This is a genomic window from Labrys sp. F242 (genome assembly GCF_057813875.1).
In genome coordinates this window covers 2,235,774-2,247,556 of the sequence record NZ_JBVASG010000001.1, presented here as the reverse complement: position 1 = coordinate 2,247,556, position 11,783 = coordinate 2,235,774, and the positions used below count along the sequence as shown (strand labels likewise).

General features: G+C 59.8%; 9 protein-coding genes and 1 tRNA gene. 3 read left to right on the top strand and 7 right to left on the bottom strand.

From position 1 onward, the window contains the following. Nucleotides 1-25: 25 nt before the first annotated feature. Together ACZYTC_RS10600 and ACZYTC_RS10595 are read right to left on the bottom strand one after the other, a co-directional pair. Entirely contained in the window at nt 26-772 is a 747-nt protein-coding gene (locus tag ACZYTC_RS10600; RefSeq protein WP_434956116.1) for a DUF7847 domain-containing protein, read from the bottom strand. Nucleotides 773-1,292: 520 nt separating this feature from the next. Continuing rightward, on the bottom strand, nt 1,293-2,402 hold the full coding sequence (locus ACZYTC_RS10595; protein WP_434956117.1) for a hypothetical protein: 1,110 nt from the start codon (nt 2,400-2,402) through the stop codon (nt 1,293-1,295). 403 nt (nt 2,403-2,805) lie between these two features. Between ACZYTC_RS10595 and ACZYTC_RS10590 the strand changes: the two genes are divergently transcribed. Continuing rightward, nucleotides 2,806-3,669, top strand: coding sequence for a hypothetical protein (locus tag ACZYTC_RS10590; RefSeq protein ID WP_434956118.1), 864 nt, complete (start codon nt 2,806-2,808; stop codon nt 3,667-3,669). Between the two features lie 21 nt (nt 3,670-3,690). On the opposite strand, the gene ACZYTC_RS10585 is transcribed toward ACZYTC_RS10590, so the two are convergent. Beyond that, complete coding sequence (locus ACZYTC_RS10585) at nt 3,691-4,428, bottom strand: hypothetical protein (protein ID WP_434956119.1); 738 nt, start codon at nt 4,426-4,428, stop codon at nt 3,691-3,693. Between the two features lie 1,118 nt (nt 4,429-5,546). On the opposite strand from ACZYTC_RS10585, the gene ACZYTC_RS10580 reads away from it, so the two are divergent. Next, nucleotides 5,547-5,620 (top strand) — tRNA-Gln (locus tag ACZYTC_RS10580). A gap of 397 nt (nt 5,621-6,017) precedes the next feature. Here ACZYTC_RS10580 and ACZYTC_RS10575 read toward each other — a convergent pair. Then, nucleotides 6,018-6,812 (bottom strand): helix-turn-helix transcriptional regulator, encoded by a 795-nt coding sequence (locus ACZYTC_RS10575; protein WP_488989565.1) that lies wholly within the window; start codon nt 6,810-6,812, stop codon nt 6,018-6,020. 519 nt (nt 6,813-7,331) lie between these two features. Between ACZYTC_RS10575 and ACZYTC_RS10570 the strand changes: the two genes are divergently transcribed. After that, nucleotides 7,332-7,727, top strand: a complete 396-nt coding sequence (locus ACZYTC_RS10570) for a hypothetical protein (protein WP_488989564.1) — start codon at nt 7,332-7,334, stop codon at nt 7,725-7,727. A gap of 38 nt (nt 7,728-7,765) precedes the next feature. Here the strand turns inward: ACZYTC_RS10570 and ACZYTC_RS10565 are convergent, their stop codons facing one another. The 3 genes from ACZYTC_RS10565 to ACZYTC_RS10555 form a co-directional block, all read right to left on the bottom strand. Beyond that, on the bottom strand, nt 7,766-8,695 hold the full coding sequence (locus ACZYTC_RS10565) for a carbohydrate kinase family protein (RefSeq protein WP_441772451.1): 930 nt from the start codon (nt 8,693-8,695) through the stop codon (nt 7,766-7,768). A gap of 9 nt (nt 8,696-8,704) precedes the next feature. Then, nucleotides 8,705-10,336, bottom strand: coding sequence for an HAL/PAL/TAL family ammonia-lyase (locus ACZYTC_RS10560; protein ID WP_488989563.1), 1,632 nt, complete (start codon nt 10,334-10,336; stop codon nt 8,705-8,707). Nucleotides 10,337-10,443: 107 nt separating this feature from the next. Continuing rightward, entirely contained in the window at nt 10,444-11,595 is a 1,152-nt protein-coding gene (locus ACZYTC_RS10555) for a carboxylate-amine ligase (protein ID WP_488989562.1), read from the bottom strand. Nucleotides 11,596-11,783: the final 188 nt, after the last annotated feature.

Here is an 11,783-nt window from a genome sequence, read left to right as displayed (position 1 = left end):
CGGCTCCTTTCCAGAACAAGGGTCTTCAATCGAAGACGGTGGCGAGCCTGTCGATGTCGACGCCTTCCTTGATCGAGCGCAGGCGGTAATAGACCAGGGCGCTAAGCACGCTGCCAAGAGCAATCAGATAGATCTGGATGAGATTGCCCAGCAAGGCACCGAAGACCGGGCCACCGAGGCTGCCACCGACATACTCGATGATCATGGAGACGATCCAGCCAGCGATGCCGACAATCAATACGAGGCCGAGGATCTGCCAGCGAAAGCCCGAGGTGAGTTCGCTGCTGCGGGACATGCTATCCGTCACGCCGCGCTGTTCAACGACACAGACCGCGACGGCGGCATAAAGCATGCAGATAAGCCATAGGCCCGGTACGACAAGCAGTACCAATCCGATCGTGACCGCAAGGCCGACCAGGATCGAGAGGCCCAGCAGCGGCAGGAAGCGCGCCATCCCTTTGGAGAGGGCCTCTCCGACCGAAAAGGTCTGCCCGCGCAATTCGTTGAACGCGCCGTAGATCATGCCGCCCTGAATGACGAAGAGCAGGGCGATGTAGATCAGCAGCAGCACGACGAAGGCACTGACATTCGGAAGCGGATTGTCTGGTGTCGGCACGCCGATGACCAGGGTCGAGATGATCAGGGGAATGATGGGAATCAGGCCCAGCGCCAGAAATCGCGGCAAGGCGCGGTGGAGAACGGCAAAGCTTTCGCTGATCAAGGCGCCGATGTTGAAATCACCGGAGCCGGTGCCTTGACTGTAGTTGGTCATGAGAGCGCATCCTGTTTGATGGCGTTCGGAGCCTGAGTACTGTGCCGGCCCATATCGACGATATGTCATGCCGATGACTTGCATTTGAAAAGCAAGCATCTGCGCTTCAATACAAGTGCTGAGTCGTTTCGATCGGGCAAGTGAAGGGGCAGATTGTCGGAAGCGGAAACGAAGCTGTTCACATCTGCCTTGCAAAGTATACCCCGGCGAAGGGGTATTCATCTGTTTCCTGACGAACAGAAGCTCCGCGTCCTGCCAAGGATTTCAAGACCGCGATACAGGGGAGCGCGCTTGCAGGTGACCTCTGAGGTCTTGCCGCTGGCTCATTCCGGCAAGGGCCGAGTATCCTCCGGCGGGCCGCTGATCTCGTGCAATCGCTCGAAAGTCGCCGTCGCGGTCCCCGCCGAGAGCGTTTTGCGATTTGGTGGAATCACCAAGCATCGCAAAGACGCGTCGAATCAAGGAGCTAGAGCAGAACAGCGTTTCCGTCTAAACGCGCTTTGCTCTGGAGAATGTCGTTTCAGCGGCTGGGAGGGCGCCAGGTCTCGGGCGGATATTGGTGCGGGCGCCGTACTTCCTCGTTCGGGTCCGGGGGCTGCTCGCCGAAGAGCACGTCCGGATCGGGCGCCGTGACACCCCACGGGTTGCCGTCGGCGGGCATGTAGCCGCTCTTGGCACCCCAGCCTTTGTCCTGTTCGAACCAGCGGGCGAAATTCGGCAGGCCGTCATATTCATATTTGCGCTCATAGGCCTCGCAGGCTTCGGGCTTGGGGCCGAGATTGAGGCACATGAGGGGCGAGCGCTCGTAATAGGAACAGCTCGGGTAGAGGCTGTGGGCGACCAGTTCGCCTTCATAGGTCCCGTCATAGCGAATCGTCAGCTTCAGTTCCGTCCAGATCGGCGGGAAATTCATGACTTTCTGCAGGATCTTGCCGGCGACGAAGCCGATGGGCGCAGGTGCCACGCCCGCAGCGAGTTCGGCGCTCTGGGTGCGGGCGCCGACGGTCTGGCGGAACACCACGCCCTCATCGATATATTGCGGCTCCTCCAGCTTGATCGGATAGGGATAGGAGGGAAAGCCGAGAAAGGATGGCGAGCGGTAGAGGCCTGTATCCTTCTCGTAGGCGACGCGATGGAGCAGCCTGATCGCCTTGGAGGAGGTGTCGGTGCTCTCGATGGTGGCTTCGAGAAAATTGGCGAAGCGATAGCCGCTGCTGCCGAGGATGAGCTTGCGATCGACGAGTTCACCCGGGCTGCCGGCATCGTGCTCCGGCAGGCCGGAGCGCGGGTCGATCCAGCTCATGGTGGCAATCGAATAGGTGAAGCTGTTTATCTTGAGGACGAGTTGGCCGTCATCTGGGGGAATCATGATGATTCCCGGATTGGCGCCGCTGCTGAATCGCCAGTTCCAGCCCTTCGAGCTCGGCACGACGCAGCCAACGCGGTGGCGCAGATACCAGTTCACCTCGCGTGTGTTGAGCGTGTCGAAATTGTAGCTGATCAGATATTGCACGTTGATGCCATGCGCCCTGGCAACGGAAAGCCAATCGTCGCCATCCTTCACACGATAGGGACGGCCGCGCGGAATGGGAGCCAGCTTGGCAGGCTTGGTTTCAAGCGGTGTAGCCATGATCTTCTCCGTGAAGGCAGCATGCCTGCTTGGCCGAGCGATCGCGGTTCGTCGTGCGCGGCTCGCAGCAAGGCCGCGATGCCTGCCTGACGAGACAGTATGGGCAGATGGAGCGTGGTCGTCATCCCGAGTTCAGAGGAGGCGGCCCCGCCCTTTTTGTGCTCCAATCAAGCCTGTTGCGGGTCCATCTCCCTTGGAGCAGCACGCGTTCAAATGTGAACGCTTGTTTGCTCTAACTCTTTGTTTCCAAGTCAGTCCAACGGGGATTGGCTAGAGCATCTTTGCGATTCTGGGTGATTTCGCCCCATCGCAAACGCTGTTGCGGCGCTCGTTTCGATACCGTGCCATCCTGTCAACAACGCCCTCCTCAGCCCGTGGTGACGATGGCGCGAGAGTCCCTCAAATGACGAGTTTTCTCGACTTCAACAAAGATCCTGCCAACGACATCGATAACAAACCCCAGCAATATCATGACTTTGGCGGCAAGGGCGTGCGCGTACAGGTCTATTGGGCTGCGGATGTCTGGCGCGACGTATCGCTTTGGAACAACAGCTGGGTGCTGCTCAAGGGCGCCGACGAAATCCTCCGCAAATATACGCTGGCGCTCGACATGCTGCCGCTGCAAACCGAACCGGCAGCACTGGCGCCAACGAAGGACAAGGCCACCCGCGAATTCGACAAGTCCGTAGGCAAACAGGTTGCGAGGCAAAAGAAGGCGAAGGGCGAGGTCGCCAAGAAGCAGACCGAGGCTGCCGCCAAGGCAATCGAAGAGCAAGGCCGGGTGGCACGTGGACTCTTGGATTTCAGCGGCTCGGTGTATGTGCCCATGCAGGGCGAGGCTCCCATTGATGGCCTCACGGCTCTCAGGAAGAGCCTCGGCACGATTCCGGATGAAACGCGGTTGGTCGTGGTGTTCGCCCATATCGATGGCGGGCCGAACGGTTACACAGTCCTGCGCCAGGAGTGGCTGCCCTGGGTCATCGTCGATCCGCAGCCGATCCAGGACAATCCCAAGACGTTGCTGCTCCATGAAATGGGACACGCCTGCCGCCTCAGCCACCAGCAAGACAGCGCCGGTTCGGCGACGGCCAAGAACATCATGTATTCCCTGGATTTCAAGGGACTGACCCATCTGTGGGGCTGGCAGGTGGACACCATCTACGATTCCTACTGGTGCAATGGCCGCAAGCCCTCGAACTGGTGGGATAGAATCAGCAATGCCAAGCTGCCGCCTGATCACCCCTTCCTCTGGGATGAGCCGCCCTAGCAGATGGCAGTGGGCAGCCTTTCAGGTCTTGCCGCTGGCCCATTCCGGCAAGGTCCGAGCTGCCTCCGGCATGCTGCGGATCTCACGCAATCGCTCGAAGGCCGCCGTCGCCGTCACCGCCGAGAGAATGCCAAAAAGAATCATGCCGGCCTCCTGACCCAGCGTCTGCATCAGGCTCGCGGGTGCATAGGCGAGATCGCCGGTGACGGCACCGAGCCCGATCGTCGGCAGCAGCGTCAGGATGAAGAGACCGAGGAAGGACCAGCGATAGCCCTGGGTGAGTTGCCCGCTGCGCTCCAGGCTCTCCACCATGTCGGTGCGCTCGATCATGCAGGCCGGCAGTGCGAGATAGAGCAGAGCAATTGCCATCAGGCCGGGTACCACCAGTGCAGCAAGGCCGAGCAGGACGAGAATGCCGCTGAGAAAGGCGGTGCCGAGCAGGGTCGGAAGCCTTTGCCAGGTTTGCCGCGCTGAAAGAAGCAGGTCGAAATCCTCGCCCTGCAGCAACCGGTACGTGCCGGCGATGGTGGCGCCCTGGGCAAAAACCAGCAGGATCACGGCGACGGGCAGGGCCACCAGATCGGCAAGCGTCGGCGTCTGCGAGACTTCGCCGTTCACCGTCAAGGCGAGGAGAGTCGGCAGGCTCGGCAGACTGTTGAGGAAGGCGATTGGAAAGAGGCCACGCCACAAGCTCTTCACCGCATTCGCAAGAAGAAGGGACAAGCGCAGAGGCGGTCGTTGAGAGGTATGTCTGCTCATGGGCAACTCGATCGAGACTGGCCACACCAATCAATCAGTTATGACCTGTGTGGGCGCCAAGAGGAAGAGCCTGCGTAGTGGTACCATAACGCCCGGAACGCGCTTTGGTCCCCGATGGCTAGGCCTGTATTATGGGACATGCGCGGCGATGCCGGTTCACGGAAATGCGCGCTGTCGTTCAGGGGGCCGCCAATTCGTCGAGCAGAGACCGCGTCGGGCATGGTTCACGCGGGCTTTTTGGTATTTCCTGGGAATCTCACTTCGTCGAAATTCAGAGAAATGGAATTTTTTCGTTAAGGAGAGGTTCTAATCATTGGGTATGTTCGAGACAAATTCAGAAAGGAGAGCTCGATGACACGCTAGATATCGATAGGTCTTGCGGTTTCAATGGGCGTTGCTGGTCCGTCGATGGTGTTTGCTGTGCCCCTCGTGCTGCCTCCGGTCAAAGATGATTCCGGCGTCACCCAGGGTCGGTATCATGGTGGATGTCCGCCCGGGTATAAGATGACCAGCCATGGAGGCTGCAAACTCAGTCATTATCTGCGTCGCCATCCCGGCCAGAATCCGAACAACTACTATTACGACGATCGACGACCCCGGTTCGGGTTTGGCTTTGGCTATCGCGGCTACCACCACCGTCGCTATTACGGCGATGGCTATTGAACCATTTTCAATCGGCAGGGGCGCCGTTGCGGCGCCTGTTTTCTTTCGGACCTGACGTGGCCTCTTCGGTGCTGCTGCGCCTCGCCGTCGATCTGCGATGGGCCGAGAGCGCCTTTCAGGGTACTGCCGACTGTGCACGATTCGTCTTCTGTATCAGGCATCCTGGCTCTCAACAGGAGGTGAGATCTTCGACACGGGACCGCGAGATCGCGCTTTGATTCGGATCCGGGCGACGCTTGGAAGACTGGAAAGCGGCCGCCAGCCGCGGCGTTTTCATCGAGGTGGTGAATAGGCGGCGCAAAGCGATCCCGTGGCCACAGAAAATCGACGAGACCTCTTGCAATGCGGGAGCGACTTCAATATGAAGCCCGAACGGAACGGGGCCACCCACTGGAAAGCACTCGTTGGAATTGGACAACATTCCAACCAGGTGATTGACCTAAAAGGCCTATTGTTCGGGGATAGTTCAACGGTAGAACAGCGGACTCTGACTCCGTTAATCTTGGTTCGAATCCAGGTCCCCGAGCCATCTAATTTTACTCGCATTCCTGCTTTGAAATCATCGGATGTCGTTTGATCCTGTGATTTTTCACGGCACTGAATTCAAAGTACGTTCTCGGCCTCCATGTCGTTCTCGGCCTCGTTTTCGACAGGGGCTTCGAGCTTCTTGATTGGTTCATTGCCAATTTTAATCCCTGAAAAGGGAAGGGTCCGGTCTAGGGTCGTCCGAACGTCCGCCACGAAGTGCCGGTCAGTGTCGCGATCTTCGGGATGGTGCATCCGGGATTGCCAGTGCGGCCACAGCCGAGCCTCCGAGATCGCGACATGTGATCCTTGAAATGCAAGCGCCGTGGCGCTCTCAGCCGCGGCTGCGCAGTGTATAGTAGAACGAGTGTTTGATCAGCGTGCCCCAAACCCTGCCGCACCTATGGTTTCCTCAATTTATAGGCAATCTCTGAGCGATTGCGCGCTCCGATCTTGCGCATGATGCGTAGGAGGCTTGCCTTGACCGTGCGTTCTTTCAGGCCGAGCTCAGCGGCGATCTCTTTGTTGGACATCCCTTTGGTGACGTATTCAACGATCTTGATTTGACGGGCAGTAAGAACCGAACCGTCAGCCTCGATCGACGAATTTCTCAGTATGTTCCTGCCTTCGGACAATAGCTCAAATGGGAAGTACAACTGCCCGATGATGACCAGCTGAATGATCGATCGCAGCATATCGAAGCTGGCTTGCACTCCAATGAAGGCCTTGGCCTCAGCAATGTAGGCCTGCTTCATGACATCGACATCAAGAAGTTCAGAAACAACAATTATGCGGGATCGTGGAGATTTGGAAACGATTGAGGCAATTGCATGCCGCAAATTGCGATAGAATGAGGTATCTTTCTTCCAGTATATTATAACGATAGGAGAATCGTCCGAATTATCTGGTCTCCAGTCTTCAGCGGCCTGATAGCCTTCTGTCAAAACAGATAATTTCGAATTGATAATATTCCTTACCATGGCATCTCGAACCAGCTTGATCTCACAGATCACGATCGCCCGTGTGATGAGAGGACCTGGGCTGAAGTCTTGCCCTCTAGATGAACCTGGTTGGCTCGAACCAGAAGGATACTCCGGGGATGCTGCATGTCTGATGGCAACATCTTCCCCTGTGCCGCAGCTGAGTATCCGCTGTTTATGGTGACATCGCGGGTTATGCTCGTCCCGGATCTGCATCACCGGCACTCCTACCAGAAATTTTTAACATGAGAACCATTCGATATATCGAAACAAATTACCAGACGGTCAAAAGTTGTATGTGATGGGTATGTTTTTATCGCGGTACTATTTTTTCACGCTACGGAATGCCGCGGTGGATTATTTTAAAAAACACGTATCTGTCCTTGCGGAATTATGACGTTGGGCAGGGTGAAACGCGCTGTTCTCGCTACGCAGTTAATTGCTTTTCCCTTGACCCCTCAGCAGCGCGTGATTGGCGCAGACGCATGCAACCCGCGTCATGAAACCTGCGTGTGGAGCCGCCGGTAGCTATTGCCCAGCCGCGGCAAGTAGAGATCCGGCACAGCCTACGGTCGGGCCGAGGCGTTTCGAGGGGTACAGAACACGCCCCCGGGCAATTTTAACGGTTGCCAGTACGGTGAAGCAGGGGGATTATTCATTCCGGGCCTCGTGGACGTCTGCAAGCGCTGTCATTGTGCTTGAGCCGCGCCAAAGGCGTTGTTGGCGAGTACACGAATGGCGTCCGAGACTTCTCCCGAATCCCGCACCAAGGGCCTGGTTACCTGGGGGTTGCGTATCTTGGTGGCGCTGATCTTCCTCACGCCCGCACTGCTCACCCTGTGGGGGCATCGGATCATGGTCCGTCAGTTCGATGCGCTTGGCTTTGCACCCTGGATGCGCGTCACCTTGTCGTCGACGCAGGCTCTTGCCGCATTGCTGGTGCTCGTGCCCGTGGCCAGCCTGGCGGCGGCCGTGCTTCTGCTCTTGATCGACGCAGGCACGCTGATCGCCCAGTTCCTGCTGATCCGCGGCGGCTATGTGCATCTGGCGCTGTTTGCTTTGCCACTGCTCGCGCTGATCAGCCTGCAGAGCGGGCGTTTCGACAGAATATTAGCCGAACTGGAGAAGTAGCGGCATCAATGCTGATGCCGCCATTAGGCGTTTTGTGATCAGGCCATCTCGTGGTTCCAGGGCGGATCCGCGCCCTCGCGCGAAACCGTGATTGCCGCCGTCCTTGCGGCATAGTCCATGGCTTCCTGGGCAATGGCCTCGTCGAGATTCTTCACGGTGTCGATGGAAACCACGTTGCGGCGCTGCAGGATGGTGAGCAGGCCCGAGGAATAGCTGTCGCCGGCGCCGACCGTATCGGCGACCTTCTCGACCCTGACCACGGGGCTCTTGACGGCAAAACCCCTGCCATAGCCTTCAGCGCCGTTGCCACCGTCCGTCAGCACGACGAAATGAGCGCCCTTGGCCACCAGGTCCCGCGCCCAGGCGGCGGGATCGATGCCGGGGTAGAGCCAGTTGAGATCGGCTTTGGAGATCTTGATGATCTCGGCGGCTTCCGTCATGCGCTTCATGCGGGCGCGATATTCGACGGCATCATCAACCACGGTCGGCCGGACGTTTGGATCCATGCCGAGCACGCGCTGGCCCTTGCTGGCGAAATAGAGCGTCTCATAGGCCGAGGCGATGGGATCGTTGATGAGGGCGACCGAGCCCGTCCAGATCATCGAGACTTCCGGCCCGATCGACGGAGCATCGCGCTCTGGGGAGAATAGACGGTTGGACGAGGCTTCGTCGATGAAGGCATATTCGGGTTCGCCTTCGCCGACGGAGACGAAGGCAAGCATCGACGAGTGCTTCGAGCGGGCGACATAGCGCTGATTGACCTTCGACTTGGTCAGGGCAACGGCGAGATCCTCGCCGAAGAAATCGGTGGACAGCGCGGCGCAGAACCCGACATCGCCCTCGAGCCGACCGATGCCGATGGCCGTATTGAACGGGCTGCCGCCGACAGCCGGCCGATAGGCGTTCCGGCCATCAGCGCTTTTGACAGGCAGGAAGTCGATCAGGGCTTCGCCGCAGACAAGAATCATGGGGTCTCCTCACTCCAGAACACCGACTGCCGATTCAACGGCGGCCAGGATGCGACCGCTGCGGGCAAGATCGAGTATGGATTGCATTTCGTGGTGGTACCAGCGGTCGCCGTCAAGGGCCGGTGTGATTTCTGCACGGATCGCTTCGAGCGCCGCCTGCGAGCCCTTGCCGATCGGATAGCCCTTGCTGCGATCGGCAACCAGCGAAAGCGCCTGGGCGGCCATCAGCATTTCGACGGCGACGATCTGTTCGACGTTCTCGACAATGGTGCGGGCCTTGCGGGCGCACCAGGTTGAGTTGGAGACGTGATCCTCCGCATTGCTCTTGCCAGGAATCGAGTCGACCGAGCCGGGCGTGGCGAGGCCGCGATTTTCCATCACCAAAGCGGACATCGAGCATTGTACCGTGGCAAAGCCGGTGTTGAGGCCGCGCTCGCCGGCGAGGAGGTTGCGCGGCAGGCCATAGCTCATCACCGGATCGATCAGACGGGCGAGGCGACGCTCGGAAATGGCGCCGAGATCAGTCATCGCGATGGCGAGGAGATCCATGGCCTGGGCGACATAGGCCCCGTGGAAATGGCCGCCCGAGATCGAGACGTAGCTGCCGTCGTCGTTGGCGAACATCAGCGGGTTGTCGGTGGCGGAATTCATTTCCACCCCGAGTATGCCGTCAGCATAGGCAAGAGCCTCGAAGACTGGGCCATGGACCTGCGGGGCACAGCGCAGCGAATAGACATCCTGCACGCGCGGCGGCACGGGCTTGGCTGGATCGCGCGTCTCGTCGGGGTACAGGATGGCGCGGGCGCCTTCCGAACAACGCTTGGAATCGCCGGCGATGCGCAGGAGGTTACGGGCGGTGCGTGCCTGGCCGCGATGCGGGCGTGCTGCGTGTACGCGCGGATCAAAGGCCACCAACTCGCCGCGCAGGGCCTCCAGCGTCAAGGCAAGCGCGATGTCGGCATGTTTGAGGATACGCTTGGCATCCTCCTGGGCGAGGGCCGCGATGGCCAGCGACACGGTGGAGCCATTGATGATGGCCGAGGCTTCCTTGGCCCCCATCTTGTATTCGGGTTCGAAGCCGGCCCGGCGCGCGGCTTCCGGCGCTGGATAGATCTTGCCCTTATATTCGACCTGGACGTCCTCGAAGCCGCGAATGGCGCCAGCGAGATAGGCGAGGGGGGCGAGGTCGCCAGAGGCGCCAACCGAACCCTTGGAAGGGATCACCGGATGCAGGCCGGCATTGAGGAAGCCGACCAGACGATCCATCAGCGGCAGTGTCGCACCCGAATAGGCGGAGGCAAAGGCATTGGCGCGCAGCAGCATGGTGGCCCGCACGATCTCGCGCGCGAAGGGCTCTCCGATGCCGGTGGCATGGGCGCGAATGGTCTGGTCCTGGTAATGCGCCATGTTGGCGATGGGGATGCGCACTTCCTTGAACAGGCCGACGCCGGTGTTGAAGGCGTACATCAGCGGGGCCTGGTCGTTCAGCCAGTTGGCGTCGATATAGTCGCGTGCAGTACCCACCGCGGCGCGGGCCTTGGCCTCGATGCCGGCCTTCTCGAACCGGCCTGCCTTCTGGGAGCGCGCGACACGGACGACCTTGGCACCCGTCATACGTCGTCCGTCTATGGTGACAGTCATGGCCTCCCCCGTATCACGCTCGAACGCGGCGGTCAGCCGGGCCGCAAAGCCCGGAGACCGCTCATCTTCTTGACCTAGCAGAAGCGGATCGAAACGCAACCGGCCAGTCAGCCGCCGGCTGCGAGGCCCGCGGCGAGCGGCGCTGCAGTCTTGTTGGCGAGCCAATCGACCACGGCGTGGATGGCTTCGTCAGCCGTCGCGCCGGCAGCGATGCGCTCTTCATAGACGGCCAATTGTCCATCGGCGCTGGTGCCGTTGCGCAGAATCATCTGTGCTGTTGCCAGCTCTTCGCTGCAACCGAGCAGTTCGGCATCTTCCCAGACGAGATCAAGCAGTTCCGTCAGCATATTGGCGGCGCTTCTCGCCTGTCCGCTATTGAGATCAATGATCGAGCCGTGAATGCCATAGCGTTGCGCCCGCCATTTGTTTTCTTCGACGATGGCTCGCCCAGGTGACGTCAGGCCGCGATTGAGGTCCGGCTTGCGGGCGAGATGCCGCACCAGGCTGCGATAGAGCGCGGCGATGGCGAGAGCGTCTTCCACATTGGTGCAGACATCGGTGATCCGCAGTTCCAGTGTGGGCAGATGGCCGGAGGGCCTTATTGCCCACCACAGGAAACTGGCGTCGTCGATGATGCGATTGCTGATCAGCGTGTCGACATAGGTCTGATAGTCTTCTTCGCTCTGGAAGAGGTCGGGCAGGCCCGAGCGGGGCAACTCGGCATAGATGTTCTGACGGTAGCCCATCAGGCCGGTCCGGTGCGACTGCCAAAAGGGCGAGGAGGTGGAAAGCGCCAGCAGCAGCGGCAGGTAGGGTAGCGCGCGCCCCATGAGGTCCACCCGAGACAGGTCCTGGGGAACCTCCACATGCACATGCATCCCGCAGATCATCTTGCGGCGCGCGAGCATCTGCAGGTCACGCGCCACCTTGCCATAGCGCGAGGCCTGGGTGGGGTGCTGCTCGGACCATTCGGCAGAAGGGTGGGTGCCCGCCGCCAGGATGCCGAGATCGTGCTTGAAGGCGAGATCCTGCAAAGCCTGGCGGCACCCCACCAATTGCAGCCTGGCATCATGCATGTTGCGGCAGGGCGTCGTGGCGATCTCGATCTGCGATTGCAGCAATTCGCGGGTGACGTGCTTGCCCAGTGCTTGCCGGGCCTCGTCGAAGAACTGGGGCGACATGGTTTCCTGGACGGCGCCTGTCTGGCGCTGGAACACGAAATACTCCTCCTCGATACCGAAGGTGTAGGGATGCTCCATGCTGTCCTCCGATAGGTGTCGGGCAGTGATCGGTTCCTCGATCCAACCCTCTAACGCAGGTCGCCTGCAGAAGGTCCCCCTGGCAGGTCTGAATCCTCTCGCTGCCGGCAACGGCGGAGCGGCATCCGCTCATGTCCGCCATCAAGGCCGAAAAAAGAAAGGCCGGTGCATTGCTGCACCGGCCCTCG